Below are 20,481 nucleotides of genomic sequence, written 5' to 3'. Positions count from 1 at the left end.
ATTTCGTAATTATGTATGCCATCCTATTATACATTTCGACAAACATAATAACAAGTAACAAACAAAAAGAGCCTTCTAACACGTGTGATTTGTGCTAAAAGGCTCTTTTGTTTTTAAATATAATCTTTTTTATTTCATATGACGAGTCATGAATGATTGAATTCGTTCCAATGCCTTTTCTAGCAGATCTAGTGATGTAGCATAAGAAAGACGTACGTTTTCAGGTGAACCGAATCCTGATCCAGGCACTAGCGCTACCTTCTCTTCTTCTAAAATAGCTTCTACCCATGCATCAACTGTATCAAAGCCAGTTAACTTTGCAGCTTCAATTGCATTAGGGAATAAGTAGAAAGCACCCTGTGGTTTTAAGCATGAGAACCCTGGAATGTTAATCAGCTTTTCATGAATTACGTTTAGACGCTCTTCAAAAGCTTGTCGCATCATTTCCACCGGCTCCTGAGTGCCGTTATAAGCAGCAATTGTTGCATATTGAGCAATAGATGTTGGATTTGACGTGCTGTGACTCGCTAGGTTTGTCATTGCTTTAATAACTGTAGCATCACCAGCTGCATATCCAATGCGCCAGCCCGTCATGGAATGTGACTTAGAAACACCGTTAATGATAATTGTTTTTTCTTTTAACGCTGGTGAAAGCTGTGCAATCGATACATGTTCATTTTGACCATACACAAGCTTTTCATAAATTTCATCTGATACGATAAAAATATCGTGCTTCAAGCAAACTTCTCCTAAAGCTTGAAGCTCTTCTCTTGTGTAAATCATACCCGTTGGGTTGCTTGGTGAATTGATAATAACAGCTTTAGTTTTAGCAGTAATAGCCGCTGCTAATTGTTCAGGTGTGATTTTAAATTCGTTATTTTCAGAACCTTCAACGAATACGGGTGTACCTTCTGCTAACTTTACTTGCTCAGGATAACTTACCCAGTAAGGAGTTGGGATAATTACTTCGTCACCTTCGTCTAACAGAACTTGAAATAACGTATACAGTGCGTGCTTAGCACCTGTACAAACAATAATTTCAGAAGGTGAATACGTCAGGCCTTGATCGCGTTTGAATTTTTCAATTACCGCTTCTTTTAATGGTGCAAGACCGCCTGCTGGCGTATATTTTGTCTGACCATCATTCATTGCTGTAACAGCCGCTTCTAAAATGTGCTGCGGCGTATTAAAATCAGGTTCCCCTGCTCCAAGTCCAATCACATCATGACCAGCCGCTTTCAATTCTTTCGCTTTTGCTGTAATCGCTAATGTTGATGATGGCGTTAATGCTGATACACGTTTTGCTAACTTCACTAAAATCTCCCCCTATGAACTAAAGCTATAATCAGCCCGCAGGCTGATTATAGATAAAAAATTGGCTTCATTTTCATAAAGCGCTGAAATCTTATATTATGACACATATGACATTTCATATGGTATAAACGATTTATGATTGAGATAAGCTGTATCGTTTTATAAATTCACCGCTAGAGAAATCAAGATAATAGTATGTTAAATGTTTCTTATCTTTATCCACATATGTTACTTCCCACAGCGGCTTTTTATTTTCAATGCCTAGGCGCACCGACTTAATTTCCTGCGGATTTTTATCATTTTTCACAATGGAAATGGCTTTCTCTTTTGTGATCCCGCTGCTTGCTTTCTTTAAAACAGCTGTTTGTTTTTTGCTTTTAGGCATCCAAGCAATTACCTTTTGATTGCTTCGGTTTGTACCTTCTACTACATAAAATGCATGATTGCCGAAATATGGCTGGGTACTTGTGACAGATTTCAAATTAAATTCTTTTTTTGCTTGGGATGCTGCTTTTTCCTCAGCAGACTGAACATCCTTCACAGACGAGTGATAAATGCTAAAAGAAATGCCTCCGATAATTAAAAGCACAGCAGCTACCGCTACAATAATTAACTTTTTCATAAAATCCCTACTTATGTACGATAAATTGTAAATACAGCTTTGCTTTGATCTTCTTCATCTAACGCTAATCCGAACATCAAATCTTGCTTTTTCAACGTGCGATTCAAACTATCAACAATTTTATATAAATCCGAGGAATTTTCCACGCGGACAGTTGATAATACTTCAATCCTGCTTTCCATTGTAAACCTCCTAGCTCGTCTATCACGACGCAAAAATGACGATATCCGTATTATAACAGGTATCAAAAACCATCGTCATCTTTTTCACTCATCAATCCAGCCTGTACGTTTTGCGTAAAAACCGAATAAATAAGTAAACATATATAATATTATAAGGAATTTACCTCTTTTTGCAAAAGGAAATTTGTTTATTTTGCAGAAAATTTCATCACATCATAGGATTTTAGCGCCATTTTAATAGAGTAAGCGCTCCCCTCTCTTACGTCATATAATTCAATCCATTCAGCTGTTAAATTCGAAAGCAGTCGAGGGGAATAGGAACGCCCTGGTTTCGTAAACGCAACGGCAAGCTGTATATCTAATTGCTTCAAAAATGTATTCGAAAAAAATGTCCCCTCTCCAAAATTAGGAATTTTCAATATATCTACATGAGTAAGGGGAATGCGTAAAAACTTTTCCTCTACTTCATCTGAGCCGCTCATGGCATATAGAACTCGGTGCTCTCCAATCGTAAATAATAGATCCATAGCCGCTGTTTTTTGCTTCGATGCATGCAAGACATCAACGTGTATATTATCCGTTAACTGAAATAAATCATTTTCTTTCCACTTCTCTGTTTGAAATTCCGCCTGGTACTGAGCCGGCACAATAATACGCTCTATATGATAATCCTTCACAGCTCGCTGAACATTTGAATCATAGTACTTTTGCTGTTTCGTAATTATTAATTGGTTGATTTTTTTTACTTTATATCGCTGCAGCCACTTGTTTAGCTCGGGATAGGAAGATGCACTCCCGGTATTTACTAAAATCGCCTCACCGCTTCCGTCTTGAATCAGACTTGCTTCTCCATCTGAAAGAGGCAGAAAGGTGATCACTACTTCATCAGCTTGCAAACCAAAATCTACGTTTTTAATGACGGCTGCTGAAACCGAACAGGTCATAAAACTAAAAAACAGTACAGCACTTAGCAATATTTTAATCATACACTGTCCTCATTTGCTTATCATAGTATATTACTATCGTCTCTCAAGTGAAGAAACAGTATGCATAAAAAAAGACTTAAGCTATGCTCAAGTCTTTTCATTCCACCATTCTTTGTAGTCCAGTAAGATATTTGAAAACGTTTTTTGAACAACCTGGACTTTTGGAAGCGAGTGAAGGAAATGGTATCCATATGCTGTTCGCGTAATACGATTATCAAAAATAAATATAGCTCCCCGGTCACTTTTTGAACGAATCAACCGTCCAAATCCTTGTTTAAAACGGATAACGGCTTGAGGAAGTGAATAATTCATAAAGGGACTTTTCCCTTCTTTTTTCATCTGCTCAAATTTAGCTGTCAACAGAGGTTGATTTGGAGATGAAAAAGGAAGTCTGACTATTACGAGACATGATAATAAATCTCCTGGCAAATCAATTCCTTCCCACAGACTGTTTGTACCCAAAAGAATGGAATGCTCAAATTGACTGAAGTCTTTTAACAGTCTATTGCGATTTCTAGTTGTGACTCCTTGACCAAGCAGGACAAACTCTTCAAGATCGTTTAACTCTTTCAAATAACCATATGTAGCTTTCAACATGTCATATGAAGTAAAAAGCACCAGCATACGGCCATTTGTTACTTTGGCTACGTCAAGAATACTTTCTGCCATCATAGCGCTATACTCATATAATGATACTTCATTAACAGCAGGCATATCCTGAGGAATATAGACTCTAGCTTGCTTCTCGTAATCAAACTCGGAAGGAAGAATGAGTTGAGCAGGCTGAAAGTCATATAACCCTAGCTCTTGAATTAAATAATCAAATGTTCCATTCACCGTCAATGTAGCCGATGTTAAAATAACGCTTTGTTTCTTAGCGAAAAATTCATCAGCCAGCGTATCGGCAATGGAAGTAGGCTGACTATAGATATACGTAGCATTTGCTGCTCCTTTTGGCTCAATTTCAAACCACGTTACGTAATTGCTCTGCTGTTTGAACAAAAGCTTTTCTATTTGCTGAGATATATGCTCAAATCCTTTAACAGCCGTTTGAAATTCATGAAGAGATGACTGTTCATTTTTTGTGGCTTTGTCATATAGATCGTCAAAGGAATGTCTTGCCCCATCATTCCATGTAAAAAGATCGTGAATTAAAAAACGAATGCGCGACGCTGCTTCTTGAATAGCCGTCCAGTAATGCCCATGCTCTTTTTCCACTTTATACCGATAGCTGCTTCTTCCAATCTCGCCCTGCTGATTGCCTGTTCTTTTTTGAACAAAAGAATGAATCAAACGAAATAAGTCATCACACTCAGAATGAAGCTGCACAAACAGATTTTGAAGAAATTCAGTGTTAAGCTCGATGCTATATTTTACAAGCGTATGGTGAACTTTTTTTAACAGCCCTTTGTCTTGAATGGTTCCGATTCGGTTTAATAGCGCATGAACCGCAAAATAATCTAAGCGCTCTCCCAGTTCTTCTCCGGCAATGTCTTCTAAGTGATGAGCCTCGTCAATAATAATTTGTTCATAATCAGGTAGCAGCTCATGATTACTCATCACATCCATCAACAGTAAGCGATGATTTGTCACTACTATATGGGCATTTTGCGCTCTGTTCTGCGCTCGTTCATAAAAAGAATAAAGCTTCCAAGGATGCTTAAAGTCACTTGGAGACGGATTGCTTTCATTTAGCTGTTCCCAAAAAAGTTTACCCCCAGAAGGCAGGTTTATTTCATCGCTGTCGCCCGTTTCCGTTTCCGTCAGCCAAATAAGCAGCTTCGCTTTTGTGAGGATCGCATCGTAATTATTATTTCGCTCTTTTAAGAGCTGAATGAATTTTCTTATACTAATGTAATGTTCTCTTCCTTTTAAAACAGCTGCTGTGACAGGAAACGGCACAATCTTTTCTAAAATGGGCACATCTTTTTCGATGATTTGCTGCTGAAGCGTTACCGTGTTAGTTGAGATAATGACTGGGTGGTGATGAACAGAAGCATAAAACACGGCAGGAACTAAATAAGCGTAGGTTTTACCGATACCGGTCCCCGCTTCAATTAAAGCATGCTCGTTGCCTGCAAAGCACTCTTGTACAAAGTTCATCATCTCCCACTGCCCTTTTCGTTCTTCAAACAATGGCAGAGCCTGATGGAACAGCTTTTGCTTTTCAGTTTCAAATATTTCGTAAGTATGAGAGTGCTGCTTTTCATTAGCTGAATGCGGCTGATATTTGTTTAGCGCAATGCCGTGTATAAATTCATAAGAATCATCCTCGGCATAACTTTTATCATCTATAACTTGTTGAATCAGTTCTCCAATTTCACTTTTAAAGTGTAAGCTTAGCGCGTATAGCTGCTTCAAGGTTGTTAAAGGGAGCTTCTTTAATTTTTCAATTAGTAAAAGTAAAATACGTGCCGTTACTTCTGCATCACTATCTGCTTGATGAGGGTTTTCATGTTCAATATGTAAATACTCAGCTAATTGACTAAGTTTGTACCCATCAACTGTAGGCAGCAGAATCCGGGCCAGTTCGACGGTATCCACGGTTGAATTATAAAGCGTCTCCATCCCGCACTGATAGAGTTCTTCTTGTAAAAAAGTTAAATCAAATGCCACATTATGTGCAACAAAATAAGCATCATCTAGCAATTCTATAATTTTAGGTGAAATTTCTTCAAATAAAGGCGCATCTTTCACCATATCATTTTGAATGTTAGTTAGTTGTGTAATAAAAGGCGGAATATCCATACCAGGATTTAAAAAACTAGAAAAACGTTCAACAATTTTGCCGTCTTCTACTATGACAGCAGCAAATTGAATCATTTTATCTCCTTGTTTTGGAGAATGTCCCGTCGTTTCAAGATCTACCACAACAAAGCGTTTATTCACGGTCAACACCTCGCAAGTCTGTCTTTTTATAGTATAAAGTGAAAGCCTGCTCTATATGCTTTAAAAGCGCAACTCCTTCTCGTGAAAAACAGAGAGGCTTTCATACATAGAAGTTTTACTTTAGTGTGTATAGAGGTTTATACCGTTCACTTACTAGCGTATGTATTCAAATAAAAATCCCCCTCATAAAGGGGGACTGTTCTTATAGAATTGTACCAGCTGGTTCTTGTTTAAGCAATTGTTGGATTTTATTCTGCTCATTCATAATCGCTACGGTTGGATGATGGTGAGCTACTTCTTCATTTGCTACGAGCGCATAAGAGATAATGATGACGATATCTCCAGGCTGCACGAGTCTTGCAGCAGCTCCATTTAAACAAACTACGCCGCTCCCTCGTTCGCCGGGAATCACGTACGTTTCCAAGCGAGCTCCGTTATTATTGTTTACAATTTGGACTTTTTCGTTTGCTGCGATTCCTACTGCGTCGATAATATCTTCATCAATGGTGATGCTGCCAACATAATTTAAGTTGGCTTCAGTGACATGAGCTCTGTGTATTTTAGCGTTCATCATCGTGCGAAACATTTAGTTATCCCCCTGTACGTCTACAATTACATTATCAATTAAACGAGCTTTAGAGAATTGAACAGCTAAAGCGATAATGATTTTTCCAGCGGCTTTCTTAATTGGTTTTAGCTCTGGATACGTATAAACCTCGATATAATCCACTTTACCGCTCGTATGTTGCTCAATTTCTTTTCGAATGGTCCCTTTAATGATTTCTACTTGCTTCTCTCCGCCTTCAAGAAGCTGCAGAGCGCTTTGTAAACTCTTAAATAAAACAGGTGCCTCTTCTCTTTCTTTATCTGTTAAATATACGTTACGAGAACTTTTAGCTAATCCATCTGCTTCTCTCACCGTATCTACTGCTCTAAGCTCCACCGGGAAATTAAAATCTTCAATTAAACCATCTACTACAGCAACTTGCTGCGCATCTTTTTTACCAAAGTATGCACGATCTGGGGTTACAATGTGAAAAAGCTTTGTTAGTACCGTGGCTACTCCGTCAAAATGACCAGGGCGCTTCTGTCCACACAATACGTCTACACGATCTCTCACGGTTATAGCAACTGAACGGCTTGACTTATACATTTCCTCTACTGAAGGATAAAATAAATAGTCGACGTTAGCTTCTTTTGCCACGCGCTCATCGCGCTCAAAATCTCTTGGATACGTATCAAAATCTTCATTTGGTCCAAATTGAGTCGGGTTCACAAAAATACTTAGCGCCACTACTTCATTTTCTGTGCGAGCTGCTCCAAGCAGAGTAGCATGGCCTTCATGCAAATAGCCCATCGTCGGGACAAATCCAATTGAACGTCCAAGCTGCTTTTCTTTTTTCATCTCCTGCTGCATGTCTTTAATTGTTGTAATGACTTTCATCTTATTTCCCTCCGTACAGTGCCGTTAACTGCTCTTCTTTCATTGAAAAAGTATGTGCTTCTTTCGGAAACTCTCTTTTTTTCACTTCACTTACATACTGAGAAAGCCCTTGTAAAATAGGCTCATTTATTTTCGCAAATGACTGAACAAATTTGGGCACACGCTCTACGCCGTACGTTAATACATCGTGGTATACAAGTACTTGACCATCCGTGTCAGCTCCTGCTCCGATTCCGATTGTTGGAATGCTTAAGCGTTCAGCTACTTGTTTTGCTACTTGTTTAGGAACACACTCTAATACAACAGCAATAGCTCCCGCCTGCTCACACTTGATTGCGTCTTGGATTAGCTGTTTGGCTTCTTTCGCTTCTTTCCCTTGTACTTTATAACCGCCCAGAACACCGACAGACTGAGGTGTTAACCCGAGATGTGCAACAGCCGGAATACCAGCTTGCGTCAATTCTGAAATTGTATAGAGAACATCGTTTGCACCTTCTACTTTTAAAGCATGAGCTCCGCTTTCCTGCATAATGCGAGCAGCATTTTTCATCGTGTCTTCTTTCGACACGTGATAGGACATAAACGGCATGTCGGTGACGATAAATGTATCACTAGCCCCTCTTTTAACCGCTTTTGTATGATGAATCATATCATCTACCGTTACAGGAATCGTAGAGTCATATCCTAAAACGACCATTCCTAGAGAGTCGCCTACTAAAATCATGTCTACGCCTGCTTCTTCAGCGTACTTAGCTGACGGATAATCGTACGCAGTCAGCATCACAATTGGTTCATTGTTTTGTTTCATACGTAAAAAATCTAATTTTGTTTTCACTAACTTTCTCCTCCTTCTCAGAGGAGATGAGCGCACGTCTGCACACAAAAAAGCCCTTCTACCTATAAAAGGAAGAAGGACTTTGACAGACTTCATCTATAAAAAGCACACTTTACCTAATGTGCTTACCTACGCGTCATCCCTCTGTCCTAGTCCTTAATGGATCAAGGCAGATTTATTGTCGTATTAAAAATAAACAAACGAGTATCAAGTGAAGTTCTTTCGATACTACCTTGATACTCGTATTATAATAAAAATTTCTTTATTTTTCTACTATTTTTTAGCAGAGAGCTCAATATCTGCAGAATGAATTCGGTGTATAACACCTTCATCGTCTTCAATCAATAAAACGCCTTCATCTGTTATACCTTTTGCGAAGCCTTCAATGTTGGCTGTCATCGTCCGTGCTATAATTCGCTTTCCAATGCTGATTGCATACGTTTCCCAAAGAACTTTAATTAAACCAAAGCCATTTTTTAAGTATTCTTCATAAAGGGTTTCTAACTTCAAGAAAAACGCTTGCATCAAAGCGGCACGATTAATTTCTTCACCTTTTTCAATACGTAAAGATGTGGCAATGTGTTTGATTTGTTCATTAAAATCCGTTTCCTGCTGATTCACATTGATGCCGATTCCAATGATGACCGAATGAATTCGGTCAAAATCAGCCTGCATTTCCGTTAAAATCCCAACTAGCTTCTTCCCATTTAATAAAACATCATTCGGCCATTTAATGTCTGGAGAAAGGTTCGTCACTTCTTGAATGGCCTGTACAACAGCGACTGCTGATAGTAAAGTCAGCTGAGGAGCCTGCTGCGGAGGGATAGAAGGACGCAGTATAATACTCATCCAGGCACCAGTATATTTTGGGGAGTACCACGCTCTATCAAGTCTTCCTCTTCCTGCCGTTTGCTCTTCAGCAACTACGACCGTTCCTTCTTTTGCTCCTTCTTGAGCAATTCGATGAGCAATTTTTTGAGTAGAATGCACGCTTTCCTCATAGTGAATATACTGGCCGATTTTTGTTGTTTGAAGTCCTAATAAAAGCTCGTTGCTGCTTACTTTGTTCGGCTTCCCAACAATGCGATAGCCTTTTTTACGAACAGCTTCAAGTTCATAGCCGTCTTTTCGCAGCTCTTCGATATGCTTCCATACAGCTGTTCTTGAACAGCCTAATAAATCGCTGATCTTTTGGCCGGACACATAGTCCCCATCTGCGTTCGTAAACATTTCAAGCAGCGTTCTTCTTATATCTGACTGCAAGACTGCACCCACTTTCTTATTGAAGATTTCGTGTTCATTAACTCATTGTATAGAACTTTTTCCTCAATTTCTTTTAATAGTTGAGACACCCATGGACCACCCTTTTTACCTGTCCACACTAAAAGATCTTGACCATTTATATCTAAATCTTTTAAAGAATGAATAGGCAGCTCGCTATAGATGTAAAGAAGCTCATGTTCATTCATATACTCATTGCTTCGAAGAAGTTGTAAAATACGATTCACGCTCACGCTGGCCTGCTCTCCAATTGTATACATGATGCGTTTTGACCATCCATTTTCCAAAACGTCCCGAAGACCAATAGACTGAAGCTGAATATCTTTAATTTGCTTATTAGATAATTTCCAGCTTTTAAAAAATGCCTGCTTGTCTTGAATGTCGAGCAGATGTACAAGAAGTGTCCACGACTCCGATACTCGCTGAAGCATCATCCAATCGTGTGCACAAACAGATCGGAATTTTTGCGGATCTACATTCAATTCGGGCAAGTAGCGATACAGCTCCGTATCTGCTACAAGTGCTAATGCTAAAGACGGCCGCTTTCCGCTCAGCATTTTTTCGAATTCAACTGTAATGCGTTCAATAGAAACATGCCTCAGTAGTTCACCGTATTGCTGAATGGCTCTTTTAGTTTGATCAGACAGCGAAAACGCCAGCTGACTGACAAAGCGAACGGCTCTCATCATACGAAGAGCATCTTCATGAAAGCGTTCTTTAGCATTTCCGACAGTACGAATTAACTGGTTTCGTAAATCTTCCCTTCCATTAAATGGATCAATAATTTCTCCTTTTGCATTCATAGCCATTGCATTAATTGTAAAATCGCGACGCTGCAAATCTTCTATCAGAGACGAAATAAACGTAACGGACGAGGGACGACGAAAATCATCATATTCTCCCTCAGAGCGAAAAGTGGTCACCTCATAGGTCTCGTTCTCATGAACAACGACAACCGTACCATGCTCGATTCCTACATGAATCGTCTTAGGAAAGAGTTCCATCACTTGTTCCGGCCTAGCTGACGTAGCGATATCAATATCTCCAATCGTCCGATTTAAAATGAGATCCCGGACCGCTCCTCCAACAAAATACGCTTCGTAACCGGCTGTCTCCAGTTTTTCAATAATATAAAGCGGATGAATGAACGGTTCTTTCATAACGTCCTCCATTCTTCAACCCTGTACCAATTTATAATAAAGTTTTTCATATTGACTCACAATCTCTGTTGAATGAAATTTATGATTAACTGCGCTTAGAGACGCTTCCCTCATTTGGTGATGCAGCTGTTCATTTTCAAGTAGCTGAATTGCTTTGCTCGCTGCCTCTTCGACGTCTCCAACTTCGCAAATATATCCTGTTTTTTCGTGTTCAATTACTTCGGGAATTCCGCCTATATTTGTTCCGATGCATGGAACACCACAAGCCATAGCTTCTAAAAGTACAAGCCCAAAGCTTTCTTTTTCAGATAATAACAGTTTTAAATCGCTAATCGAATATAATTCTGCTACATTTTCTTGTTTCCCAAGAAATAACACAGAATCTTGAAGATTTAGCTCTTTTACCAATTGAGACACAACCGTCATTTCAGGGCCGTCTCCTACAAGCAGCAGCTTAGACTGAAGCTTTTCATTAATAATAGCAAATGTTTTGACTATATCTGTAACTCGTTTGACTTGACGAAAGTTTGAAATATGAATAACGACTTTTTCATTTTCTAATATGCCATACTCCGCTTTTAAATACTGAACTTCTTTTTTATGATAAACTCGTTCATCAATAAAATTATACATCGTTTCAATTTCTTTATCTGGACTAATTAAATGGTGAGTTTGATCAACAAGTGACTGAGATACAGCCGTCACTGCATCTGATTTCTCAATTCCAAATTTAATTAAGTCTTTTAACGATGGATCCTCTCCTAGAACCGTAATATCTGTTCCATGAAGAGTCGTCACAATTTTCACTTCGTGCTCTACCATTTGTTTAGCTAAAATCCCGCAAACGGCATGGGGGATTGCATAGTGCGTATGAATAATATCAAGCTTTTCTCTTTTAGCCACTTCAGCCATTTTACTGGATAAAGCGAGATCATACGGAGGGTATTTAAAGACGGAGTATTGATTTACATCTACTTCGTGAAAATAAATATTTGGATATACTTTCGTCAATCTAAAAGGCATGCTAGAGGAAATAAAATGAATTTCGTGCCCCTTTTCAGCCAGCAGCTTCCCTAGCTCCGTTGCTACCACTCCTGAACCTCCAACGGAAGCATAACATGTAATACCAATTTTTAACTTCATTTATTTTCCACCTACTAAATCGTCGTACATCAAAATCGGTTTTTTAGATAAAAAACCTTCACCGTAAGCTATCCCGACTTCTTTGCCAAATAACCGCTCTCTGCTCTCTACCGTTTCAATATATCCGTTTACGAGCGGCGTATCAAACGTATCTGCTGTTTTTATAAATTGACTTTCATAAGCCTCTAGACTAGCTACTTTCTTTTGAAACGTGCTTGATACATCTACGATAAAATCTGGCTTATGAAATCCATTTATCATATAGAAATATAGAGACTCCGCACGATGAGCTTTTTGCTTCTTATCATCTATATAATTTTTAACGCCAGCGGAAAACATGGCCTCTTCTACAAGCTTTGCACAATTTCCATGATCAGGATGACGATCTTCAAAATAAGGAGCAAATATAATCCTTGGTTGATACGTGCGAATGACTGATGCAATTTCAGCTATATATTCTGGCTTTAAAAACAAACCTCTGTCTGGCAAATGCAGATGAATTCGCTCATGAACACCTAAGACTTCAGCTGCTTTAGACGCTTCTTGTTTTCGAATTTCAACCGTTCCGTTTGAAGAAAGTTCAGCTTGCGTCAAATCGCAAATAACTACCTTCAAACCTTGTTCACTCATTCTTGCAATGGTTCCACCCATGCCGATTTCTACATCATCGGCATGAGCACCAAAGGCAAGGATATCTATTGTTTCTTTCATTATCTTCACCCTATTTTTTTATAATTGAACGCCAATGCAAATCGCCTCGTTCAAGTCCATGAATTAAAATCTCTGCTGTTCCCATATTCGTTGCAAGAGGAACCGCATAGACGTCACATAGACGCATCAGAGCTGAAATATCAGGTTCATGAGGCTGAGCTGTTAACGGATCGCGGAAAAAAATAACCATATCCATTTCATTTTGAGCAATTAAAGCTCCTATCTCCTGATCTCCTCCAAGCGGTCCTGATTGAAAGCGGTGAACCTGCAAACCCGTTGCTTCTGAAATACGCGTTCCTGTTGTTCCTGTTGCGAACAGCGAATGTTCCTGTAAAATCGCTTGATAGGCTGTTGTGAATTGTACCATATCATTTTTCTTTTTATCATGTGCAATTAAGGCGATTTTCATTTTTCTCGCTCCTTAGTCAATAATATTTTCTAACCCATATACAAGTGTGTCTACGTTCATAACTGTGTCAACAGCTAGCTTCACACCTGACATAAAAGAAGCACGGTTGTATGAATCATGACGAATTTTTAACGTTTGTCCAAATCCTCCGAACATCACTTCTTGGTGAGCAATCAGTCCTGGCAAACGTACGCTATGTAGGCGGATTCCTTCATAATCTGCACCGCGTGCGCCCTCTAGTAATTCTTTTTCCTCAGGGTGGCCCTGTTTTTTTGCTTCACGAACTTCACTGATCAGCTCCGCTGTTTTTAAGCCTGTTCCTGATGGTGCATCTAACTTTTGATCATGATGCATTTCAATGATTTCTACATCATCAAAGTATTTAGCTGCCATTTGTGAAAACTTCATCATTAAAATAGCGCCAATCGCAAAATTAGGTGCAATAATACAGCCAAGTTCCTTCTCTTCAGCAAGCTGCTTTAATTCTTTTAAATCTTCTTCTGAAAAGCCAGTTGTTCCTACAACAGGTCGTACTCCATATGTTAAAGCTGTTTTAGTATGAACGCGTCCAATTTCAGGTGTTGTCAAATCAACTAAAACATCTGCCTTAACGTCTTGAAAACATTTTTCAATATCCGTGTAGATCGGCGCTTGTACATTTGGCATTCCTTCAATATCACTTATGTATTTTCCTTCATTGATACGATCCACCGCTGCTACTAATTCAAAATGCTCTGTTTCTTCTATTAATAATACAGCTTCTTTTCCCATACGACCTCTTGGTCCTGCAAGTACAATTCGAATTTTGTCCATTCTTTTTCTCTCCTTAGTCTTCTTTTTTCGTCCAGCGATCTTTGTCACGCGTATTAAATTTATTCATAACGCGATCATGCGCTTCTTGTAAATCAATATTTAATGAATTTGCAAAGCAAATTAATACAAATAAAATGTCGCCCATTTCTTCTTCGACCGTACGTTCTGCTTCAGTCGTTTTCTTCGGCTTTTCACCATAATAGTGGTTAATTTCGCGCGATAATTCGCCCACTTCTTCCGACATTCTCGCAAGCATAGCAAGAGGACTAAAATATCCTTCTTTAAATTGGCTAATATATGCATCAACTTCTTGCTGCATTTGCTCCATCGTTTTTTTTGACATCTTTTTATTTCACCTCTTTTAGAAGTACACTCAGCTTACTATTATAACATCTTTACTTCAAATTATTTAGTGTAATTACTTCTTCTTACCACGCCTTTGTCAGATGCTCTTTCACAATATTCCTCACGTTTCCCTTAATTCTCAAAAATCTGTCTATATTTTACGAATTGAGGATACTACTAATACATAGCACTAGAAGAAACATCATCACTTTTTACTATTTTCAAAAATCTTTTCGATAGTTATTTACGAAATGAAATATATTCCTTTATGATAAGGTAGTGTAAAAACGGTCATAGGAGGTTTGTAAGTATGAAAGGTCTCAGATTAAAAAATATTATTTTTATACTGCTTGGTTCTGCTATATTTGCGTTTGGACTTGTTAATTTTAACATGCAAAACAATTTAGCTGAAGGTGGATTCACAGGCATTACCCTGCTTTTATTTTTCTTATTTAACATTGATCCCTCTTATTCTAACTTAGTGTTAAATATTCCTTTGTTTTTTGTAGGGTGGAAACTATTAGGGAGAACAGCATTTATTTATACCATGCTCGGAGTTGTTAGCTTATCGCTATTTTTATGGATATTCCAGCGCTTTCCGGTGAATATGCCCCTGCGCCATGATATGACTCTAGCAGCTCTTTTTGCCGGTGTTTTTATTGGAGTGGGTCTTGGCATTATTTTCAGGTTTGGAGGAACAACAGGAGGAGTCGATATCATTGCCCGTGTTGTTCAAAAATATATCGGGTGGAATATGGGGAAAACGATGTTTCTTTTTGACTTTATTGTGATTAGTGCGTCTCTCATTTATTTATCCTACCGAGAAGCTATGTACACACTTGTTGCAGTCTTTGTCGCTGCACGGGTTATTGACTTTATGCAAGACGGTGCGTATGCGGCCAAAGGCGCAACCATCATTTCGAATCATAACGAAGCCATATCGGATAAAATTATGAAAGAAATGGATCGAGGCGTGACGATTTTAAAAGGACAGGGTTCTTTTTCTAAGCAAGATACCAACGTGCTATACTGCGTTGTTAGTAAAAATGAAATTTTCCGTTTAAAGCAAGTTATTACTTCTGTAGATCCACACGCCTTCGTTGCAGTTACGGATGTTCATGATGTCTTAGGTGAAGGATTTACCCTTGATGAAAATAAAAAACCGCTTGAAAGATAAAAAAATACCGCTAATGCGGTATTTTTTTATTAGTCGTCGTTATTCATTCCTGTATAAATCATGATTAAACGAACCAACTCAAGAACTGCTACTGCTGCGGCTGCTACGTATGTTAAAGCCGCTGCGTTAAGCACTTTGCGCGTCTCGCGCTCTTCGTCATTTCGAATCGCTCCGACTGAGACGATTTGCGTCATCGCTCGGCTTGAAGCGTTAAATTCAACAGGCAGTGTTACAACTTGGAATACGACCGCTGCTGCCATGAAGATAATACCTAACAATAGCAACGGCTTAATCGACGCGATAATTCCAATCATAATTAAAATCCAAGAAGCGTTTGATCCAAGGCTTGCCACCGGCACAAGCGAGTGGCGAAGGCGTAAAAACGAATAGTTTTCTTTGTCTTGAATCGCGTGTCCCACTTCGTGAGCCGCAACGGCAGCGCCTGCGACAGACGTTCCGTAATAGTTGTCTTCTGACAAACGAATGACTTTTGAGCGAGGATCGTAGTGATCGGATAAAAATCCGCCTACAGGCTCTACGTGAACGTTGTACAATCCGTTTTCATCCAAAATTTTTCTTGCTACTTCTGCGCCTGTCATTCCTGATGAGTTGCTTACTTGTGAATATTTTTTGTAAGCACTTCTCACCTTAAACTGTGCCCAAATTGGCACAAGGATAATAATGAGAAAATAAATCAAAAAGCTCATTTACCCACACCTTTCATTATGTGTTTGACTACTCTTTTATTTTAGACAATTCTGCGCTTTTACGTCAATCATTACGCCCTCTGGCTGACTTTCTTTTCTGGTCAGCGAAATACTTTCGCGCTCCTACATAAAAAAGTGTAGCAATAATAATACTTCCGGTGGTGATTGTAACCCAAATAAAAGACGGGTCCGTACGATTTTCTTTTACTTGTTCAAAAAAATCTTTTAAATTTTGTTCCATTTGGTTGAACTGGTCATCGTTAATCTCACTTAGCGTTCCTTCACTTTGTAAAAAGTGAACGTCTGCGCTCACACGCTGTACGTAGGGAGACGACACGTCTACCTGCGCGCTCGGTAAGATCATATCATATTCCTTTAAAAATTGCTTAAGCTGCGCTTCATAAGCCGCCTGTTCTCCTTTTACTGCTTCATTTCGCATCTCTTTAAATGTTGCTAGCATACTGCCTTCGAGTTCAGTCCACATAGGCTGATGCTTGCTGTGCAGCGCATCGACTAATAATCGAAATTGAGTAGCTTTTTGAAGACGTTCTTCATCACTGGAATCAGAAGATAAAAGAGACCTTTCTACCTGTTCATAACAAAGAGTTAAAATACGTATATCTTCGGCCGATACGCCCAAAGAAGCTGTATTGAGACTGGTAAATTCATTCGAAAAATTTCTGAACAAATGTTGGGCTGCTTTATACTCCTTTTGCTCTACAAGCGATAGCGTTTGATCAGATAAGTTATCAAGCTTTTCCCACTGCCCTTCAGCTGCATGTACAGTAGTCGTATATGCAAAGAAAAGTACGAGCAATATTCCTACTATTCTTCCTTTCATTCTCGTCCCTCCTCTAACCTCTACTAAAACTTATGAGAAAGAGGACAAGAGTAGACCTATTTTCAAAAGGAAGTTTTAATCTTACTATTCATTCATCGGAGTGATAAAGTTTTGCGTATAATACTTCTCATATACACCTACACCAAGACGCGTAAACTCTTTATTGAGTAAAGCCTTACGATGTCCCTCACTATTAAGCCACCCTTCAACCGCAGCGATTCCATCCTGATAATTCGAGGCAATATTTTCGCCCGCGATACGGTATACTACATCACCTTTTTGCAGACGGTTGCCTAAATCACCTTGTGCTGGTGAAACGTGAGAGAAATAGTTTAAGTCACTCATTTCTTTGCTGTGTAAATAAGCTACTCCGGCAGTGGCTTCGTCCCAAGCTAAAGGTGACAGCTGAAAACGGTCTCGAATTACATTTGTAATATCGATAATTTGCTGCTCTTCTCCTTCTTGGACACTTTTCCACTCCTCTGCTGTCAATGACGGAGCTGTTGGAAGCTCGCCGCGATAAACAATTTCGTACGGACGCTGTTTTAATAGCGTGTCCATATCCATAATTCGAATACTTGAGATTGTATTAAGGAACTGATCAAAATATAGTTGGACGTATACATCTCCATATTTAATAATTGGACGCATTTTCATATCCTCTTCACTCAGACGAAATCGGTATTCATTTCCGTCTTTTTGAAGCGTGAGTTCGGATGAAAGTGAAACTCTTTTTTCCACTTCTTCTCGCTTCTCACCAATCTCAAAAGGATCTGTATTTGTTTTTGAACCAATGACGTATACGGATACGACTTGATTATTTTCTACTCCTACCTGCGCATACGTTTGACGATTCTTTTTGTAAATCCACCAGTCATAGCCATATGCAGAAGAATCAATACGATCCGGCTCTCCAAGCATTCCAATTAACTGTTCTGAATGATCTCCAATGAGCCTCATCATATTTTCACTTTGTTTTTCATAAGAAGCCACTTCTTGGGTGGGCTGACTTTTGGAATCCGTTTGGTTTTGCTCAATATTTTGACCCGTTAGATATTTTTCTAGCTGAGGTAAATAATCCTCCGCGTATACAAATGCCACTATTAATACGAGAATAAAAATAACTTTTTTCAGCTTTTCTTCCTCTCCTTACACCTGTTTTCTTTACCTGTTTAACTTATTTTTATCTCTATTATACATGCATTCAAAAAAAAATAGCTATCGGTATGAAGGAAACAAAAGAAAAAGCCAACTATTTACGAATATCCTGCAAACAGTTGGCTTTCGCTTTTTAATGCGTATGTTCTGAAATGTCTGAGAGCGCTTCTCCTGCACGTTCATTTGCATAGCGAAACGTTGATAAATCACCTAGCGAAACAATCCCGACTAGCTTTTGATTTTCCACAACAGGAAGACGACGGATTTGATGTTGAGCCATAAGCTTAGAAGCTTCTTCTACAGAGGCTTCCGCTGTAATAGTTATAAGCTCTTCACTCATAACATCCGTTACTTTACTTGAATTTGGCTTCTTTTCTGCAATGCCTTTTATAACTAAGTCTCGATCTGTAATCATTCCTACTAACTGATCTCTATCGACAATTGGAATTGCGCCTACATTCCATTCCTTCATTTTCACTGCCACTTCATATACGTTATCGAGCGTGGTGCATGTTTCCGTATCAGCTGTCATTACCTCTTGTACAGTTTTCATTGTTTTATCCTCCTTTACATAGTGTGTTCGCTTTATAGTGTGACCAACTTTTTAGTAAACTTTCGCATTTAAAACGTTTAAATAAAAATAGATAACGTTTACATTTTTCCTTATTAGATATTGCAAGTTTTATCCATTCGGCTTATGATTTAGTTGGGGTATATCTGTTTTGGGAGGGAGTTCATATGAAATTTGAATATGCAAAGTTTGATTCATTAAAGGTAGATTTAGATTTATTAGATGAGATTATGCATCAATTTGGCCTGGTCCGCGCCGGACAATGGGATTATGAACGCGTCACGTACGATCGAAAATTCGAGTTTCAGCGAGATACCTTCTATTTGCGAGTCCAAGGACATGCTATTTCAGGCGATGTAGGGGGCAGGCATGCTGTTATTCACCTTATGACACCTCTATTAGGCAAACATTATTATCCTCACGGTGTAGAATATGGAGACGGAGAATATTTCCCGCCATCCCTTGTAGAACAGTGTGAAAAGATATTAACACAAATCAAATCACAGCTTGAAACCGTTCAGCTATAGAATTAGAAAAAGCGCAGTAATCAGACTGCGCTTTTTTTAATTCAAAGGAGGAGTAGACGGAAATTCCTTTGGTTTTATATCTTGAGATTCAGTAAAATCAGGCATGTACGTATCTTTCTCTCGTTCTTTTCGAGCCCACTGAAAAAAAATAAAGCCTAAAACCGTTCCATACACAATTTCTTGAATGATCTTCATAATAACGCCGCCTAGCTGCTGGTCTTCCACGGGTGGCAGCGTATTAAACATCTCAGGAGCAAGCTGCCCTAAACTTGCAATCATAGAAGGCGGTACACAAAGGGAAAGAGCTTGTACCCAAGCGCTTGAGTCTGTATACGTCGCATACAAAGAATGGTTTGCAAAAATAATCAGCGCGCACGCTGGAGTAAGAAGTACGCCATCTGCAAAAATGTATCCAAGCTTTTTTAAAGAACTTAGCGTTTGTTCTTCTTCTAGCTGATTAATGAGTGGCCACCACATACAAAATGCAGCGATAAATAATACAACACTCACGATTCCGTGAAGCGTCATATCCGTTTTAATAACATCAAAAAGCAGCGGAATATGATACAAAGAAAATAACCCATTGAATAATAGTAAAGCAATTAAGGGCTTTGTAAAAAATTTAAAAACAGGTTTAACCCCTCTTACATAAATAACAGAACGAGCTAACCACGGTGGAATTCCTAAAATAAAAAGCGGGGGAATCACCAAGTAAACAATTGCCATTTGCGTCATATGAGCACTAAACATAAAGTGCCCTAGTAAATCTACAGGTCCTCCTTTACATATATACAAAAGAACCATGCTGATAACAAAATACGCTTTTGTTTTTCTGTCTACGGCCGCCGCTCCTATAAAATTCCCTCTCCATCTACCAACGATGAAAAAATATAAGACGGTCACCAGACAAATGGTTAAAAAATAGTAAGGGCTCCAAAGTGCTTCAAAACCAAACATCTGCAAATTGTTAATCAACGTCTATTCCTCCTTCTACAGATGAAGAAAAGGACTGGCGCATGCCAGCCCTTTTCTTTACCACCAAATAATGGTTACAAAAGCTAAAATGGTTAAAAGAGCTACCAATACGCCTGAATACAAGAAAAATGCTGGTATGGTATGTCCTTTGTGGTTCATATGCATGAAATAATAAAGTTGAAAGATGACTTGAACAACCGCCAAGAGCACAATCACCGGCATAATGTACCATCCGCTAAACTCTTGATAAACCGCAAAAAAAGCAATTAGTGTTAAAAACAACATCATTGCAAAAGAGATAACTTGCATCTTCATATCTTCTGCGTTTCTTTTTTTACGATATTCTAAATTGAGCCTTGGGTTATCTGAGTTTGATTGATTTGTCGTCATC

The 20,481-nt window shown here is 38.8% G+C and carries 23 protein-coding genes; 2 read left to right on the top strand and 21 right to left on the bottom strand.

Annotated elements, in window-relative coordinates; genetic code table 11:
• Positions 1 to 129: 129 nt before the first annotated feature.
• From MKX72_RS07085 to MKX72_RS07015, 15 genes are all read right to left on the bottom strand, one after another.
• Positions 130 to 1,314, bottom strand: coding sequence for a pyridoxal phosphate-dependent aminotransferase (locus MKX72_RS07085; RefSeq protein WP_033578422.1), 1,185 nt, complete (start codon positions 1,312 to 1,314; stop codon positions 130 to 132).
• Between the two features lie 133 nt (positions 1,315 to 1,447).
• Positions 1,448 to 1,936 carry a cell wall elongation regulator TseB-like domain-containing protein gene (locus MKX72_RS07080; RefSeq protein ID WP_013056103.1) on the bottom strand — a complete coding sequence of 163 codons (489 nt, stop codon included), beginning with the start codon at positions 1,934 to 1,936 and terminating at the stop codon, positions 1,448 to 1,450.
• 11 nt (positions 1,937 to 1,947) lie between these two features.
• The gene (locus MKX72_RS07075; protein ID WP_013056102.1) at positions 1,948 to 2,118 is read right to left on the bottom strand and encodes a YpmA family protein; all 171 of its coding nucleotides are present in this window, start codon (positions 2,116 to 2,118) and stop codon (positions 1,948 to 1,950) included.
• Positions 2,119 to 2,306: 188 nt separating this feature from the next.
• Positions 2,307 to 3,104 (bottom strand): hydrolase, encoded by a 798-nt coding sequence (locus tag MKX72_RS07070; protein WP_028414082.1) that lies wholly within the window; start codon positions 3,102 to 3,104, stop codon positions 2,307 to 2,309.
• A gap of 87 nt (positions 3,105 to 3,191) precedes the next feature.
• Positions 3,192 to 5,993: an ATP-dependent DNA helicase DinG gene (dinG, locus tag MKX72_RS07065; RefSeq protein ID WP_033578421.1), complete on the bottom strand. Its 2,802-nt coding sequence runs from the start codon at positions 5,991 to 5,993 to the stop codon at positions 3,192 to 3,194.
• Between the two features lie 202 nt (positions 5,994 to 6,195).
• The gene (panD, locus tag MKX72_RS07060; RefSeq protein ID WP_028407965.1) at positions 6,196 to 6,579 is read right to left on the bottom strand and encodes an aspartate 1-decarboxylase; all 384 of its coding nucleotides are present in this window, start codon (positions 6,577 to 6,579) and stop codon (positions 6,196 to 6,198) included.
• Complete coding sequence (gene panC / locus MKX72_RS07055; RefSeq protein WP_033578420.1) at positions 6,580 to 7,437, bottom strand: pantoate--beta-alanine ligase; 858 nt, start codon at positions 7,435 to 7,437, stop codon at positions 6,580 to 6,582.
• 1 nt (position 7,438) lies between these two features.
• Positions 7,439 to 8,272, bottom strand: coding sequence for a 3-methyl-2-oxobutanoate hydroxymethyltransferase (gene panB / locus MKX72_RS07050; RefSeq protein WP_033578419.1), 834 nt, complete (start codon positions 8,270 to 8,272; stop codon positions 7,439 to 7,441).
• A gap of 273 nt (positions 8,273 to 8,545) precedes the next feature.
• Positions 8,546 to 9,535, bottom strand: coding sequence for a bifunctional biotin--[acetyl-CoA-carboxylase] synthetase/biotin operon repressor (locus tag MKX72_RS07045; protein WP_013056096.1), 990 nt, complete (start codon positions 9,533 to 9,535; stop codon positions 8,546 to 8,548).
• Positions 9,520 to 10,713, bottom strand: coding sequence for a CCA tRNA nucleotidyltransferase (locus tag MKX72_RS07040; protein ID WP_033578418.1), 1,194 nt, complete (start codon positions 10,711 to 10,713; stop codon positions 9,520 to 9,522). Before MKX72_RS07040 ends, MKX72_RS07045 begins: the two co-directional genes overlap by 16 nt.
• Positions 10,714 to 10,728: 15 nt before the next feature.
• Complete coding sequence (gene bshA / locus MKX72_RS07035; protein ID WP_028414087.1) at positions 10,729 to 11,856, bottom strand: N-acetyl-alpha-D-glucosaminyl L-malate synthase BshA; 1,128 nt, start codon at positions 11,854 to 11,856, stop codon at positions 10,729 to 10,731.
• A complete protein-coding gene (bshB1, locus tag MKX72_RS07030) occupies positions 11,857 to 12,567 on the bottom strand; it encodes a bacillithiol biosynthesis deacetylase BshB1 (RefSeq protein ID WP_028414088.1) in 711 nt (236 codons plus the stop codon).
• 10 nt (positions 12,568 to 12,577) lie between these two features.
• Complete coding sequence (gene mgsA, locus MKX72_RS07025) at positions 12,578 to 12,976, bottom strand: methylglyoxal synthase (protein ID WP_033578417.1); 399 nt, start codon at positions 12,974 to 12,976, stop codon at positions 12,578 to 12,580.
• A 12-nt stretch (positions 12,977 to 12,988) separates the two neighbouring features.
• The gene (gene dapB, locus MKX72_RS07020; protein WP_013056091.1) at positions 12,989 to 13,789 is read right to left on the bottom strand and encodes a 4-hydroxy-tetrahydrodipicolinate reductase; all 801 of its coding nucleotides are present in this window, start codon (positions 13,787 to 13,789) and stop codon (positions 12,989 to 12,991) included.
• 13 nt (positions 13,790 to 13,802) lie between these two features.
• Positions 13,803 to 14,132: a nucleotide pyrophosphohydrolase gene (locus MKX72_RS07015; RefSeq protein ID WP_013056090.1), complete on the bottom strand. Its 330-nt coding sequence runs from the start codon at positions 14,130 to 14,132 to the stop codon at positions 13,803 to 13,805.
• A 312-nt stretch (positions 14,133 to 14,444) separates the two neighbouring features.
• Between MKX72_RS07015 and MKX72_RS07010 the strand changes: the two genes are divergently transcribed.
• Complete coding sequence (locus MKX72_RS07010) at positions 14,445 to 15,311, top strand: YitT family protein (RefSeq protein WP_028414090.1); 867 nt, start codon at positions 14,445 to 14,447, stop codon at positions 15,309 to 15,311.
• Positions 15,312 to 15,340: 29 nt separating this feature from the next.
• Here the strand turns inward: MKX72_RS07010 and MKX72_RS07005 are convergent, their stop codons facing one another.
• From MKX72_RS07005 to MKX72_RS06990, 4 genes are all read right to left on the bottom strand, one after another.
• Positions 15,341 to 16,018, bottom strand: coding sequence for a zinc metallopeptidase (locus MKX72_RS07005; protein ID WP_013056088.1), 678 nt, complete (start codon positions 16,016 to 16,018; stop codon positions 15,341 to 15,343).
• A 64-nt stretch (positions 16,019 to 16,082) separates the two neighbouring features.
• Complete coding sequence (locus tag MKX72_RS07000) at positions 16,083 to 16,859, bottom strand: sporulation protein YpjB (RefSeq protein WP_034266841.1); 777 nt, start codon at positions 16,857 to 16,859, stop codon at positions 16,083 to 16,085.
• An 84-nt stretch (positions 16,860 to 16,943) separates the two neighbouring features.
• Entirely contained in the window at positions 16,944 to 17,960 is a 1,017-nt protein-coding gene (locus MKX72_RS06995; protein ID WP_028414092.1) for a CAP domain-containing protein, read from the bottom strand.
• 190 nt (positions 17,961 to 18,150) lie between these two features.
• Positions 18,151 to 18,570, bottom strand: a complete 420-nt coding sequence (locus MKX72_RS06990; protein WP_028414093.1) for a CBS domain-containing protein — start codon at positions 18,568 to 18,570, stop codon at positions 18,151 to 18,153.
• Positions 18,571 to 18,755: 185 nt separating this feature from the next.
• On the opposite strand from MKX72_RS06990, the gene MKX72_RS06985 reads away from it, so the two are divergent.
• Complete coding sequence (locus tag MKX72_RS06985; RefSeq protein WP_013056084.1) at positions 18,756 to 19,115, top strand: YugN family protein; 360 nt, start codon at positions 18,756 to 18,758, stop codon at positions 19,113 to 19,115.
• A 36-nt stretch (positions 19,116 to 19,151) separates the two neighbouring features.
• Here MKX72_RS06985 and ctaG read toward each other — a convergent pair whose 3' ends face one another.
• Both ctaG and ctaF read right to left on the bottom strand, forming a co-directional pair.
• Entirely contained in the window at positions 19,152 to 20,090 is a 939-nt protein-coding gene (ctaG, locus tag MKX72_RS06980) for a cytochrome c oxidase assembly factor CtaG (RefSeq protein WP_047751379.1), read from the bottom strand.
• A gap of 57 nt (positions 20,091 to 20,147) precedes the next feature.
• Positions 20,148 to 20,480 carry a cytochrome c oxidase subunit IVB gene (gene ctaF, locus MKX72_RS06975; RefSeq protein ID WP_014460982.1) on the bottom strand — a complete coding sequence of 111 codons (333 nt, stop codon included), beginning with the start codon at positions 20,478 to 20,480 and terminating at the stop codon, positions 20,148 to 20,150.
• Position 20,481: the final 1 nt, after the last annotated feature.

Origin of the sequence: Priestia sp. FSL R5-0597 (genome assembly GCF_038006305.1) — a bacterium.
Taxonomy (GTDB): Bacteria; Bacillota; Bacilli; order Bacillales; family Bacillaceae_H; genus Priestia; species Priestia zanthoxyli.
This window is presented reverse-complemented; position numbering and strand designations above follow the sequence as displayed.

Bases quoted from the DNA above. Each gene is read 5' to 3' on its own strand.
- MKX72_RS07070 (WP_028414082.1), bottom strand. From the start codon at position 3,104: ATGATTAAAATATTGCTAAGTGCTGTACTGTTTTTTAGTTTTATGACC.
- MKX72_RS07040 (WP_033578418.1), bottom strand. From the start codon at position 10,713: ATGAAAGAACCGTTCATTCATCCGCTTTATATTATTGAAAAACTGGAG.
- mgsA (WP_033578417.1), bottom strand. From the start codon at position 12,976: ATGAAAATCGCCTTAATTGCACATGATAAAAAGAAAAATGATATGGTA.
- ctaF (WP_014460982.1), bottom strand. From the start codon at position 20,480: ATGACGACAAATCAATCAAACTCAGATAACCCAAGGCTCAATTTAGAA.
- MKX72_RS07005 (WP_013056088.1), bottom strand. From the start codon at position 16,018: ATGAGCTTTTTGATTTATTTTCTCATTATTATCCTTGTGCCAATTTGG.
- MKX72_RS07010 (WP_028414090.1), top strand. From the start codon at position 14,445: ATGAAAGGTCTCAGATTAAAAAATATTATTTTTATACTGCTTGGTTCT.
- panD (WP_028407965.1), bottom strand. From the start codon at position 6,579: ATGTTTCGCACGATGATGAACGCTAAAATACACAGAGCTCATGTCACT.
- MKX72_RS07080 (WP_013056103.1), bottom strand. From the start codon at position 1,936: ATGAAAAAGTTAATTATTGTAGCGGTAGCTGCTGTGCTTTTAATTATC.
- panC (WP_033578420.1), bottom strand. From the start codon at position 7,437: ATGAAAGTCATTACAACAATTAAAGACATGCAGCAGGAGATGAAAAAA.
- dapB (WP_013056091.1), bottom strand. From the start codon at position 13,789: ATGGACAAAATTCGAATTGTACTTGCAGGACCAAGAGGTCGTATGGGA.
- MKX72_RS07015 (WP_013056090.1), bottom strand. From the start codon at position 14,132: ATGTCAAAAAAAACGATGGAGCAAATGCAGCAAGAAGTTGATGCATAT.
- bshA (WP_028414087.1), bottom strand. From the start codon at position 11,856: ATGAAGTTAAAAATTGGTATTACATGTTATGCTTCCGTTGGAGGTTCA.
- MKX72_RS06990 (WP_028414093.1), bottom strand. From the start codon at position 18,570: ATGAAAACTGTACAAGAGGTAATGACAGCTGATACGGAAACATGCACC.
- MKX72_RS06985 (WP_013056084.1), top strand. From the start codon at position 18,756: ATGAAATTTGAATATGCAAAGTTTGATTCATTAAAGGTAGATTTAGAT.
- MKX72_RS07075 (WP_013056102.1), bottom strand. From the start codon at position 2,118: ATGGAAAGCAGGATTGAAGTATTATCAACTGTCCGCGTGGAAAATTCC.
- bshB1 (WP_028414088.1), bottom strand. From the start codon at position 12,567: ATGAAAGAAACAATAGATATCCTTGCCTTTGGTGCTCATGCCGATGAT.
- MKX72_RS07000 (WP_034266841.1), bottom strand. From the start codon at position 16,859: ATGAAAGGAAGAATAGTAGGAATATTGCTCGTACTTTTCTTTGCATAT.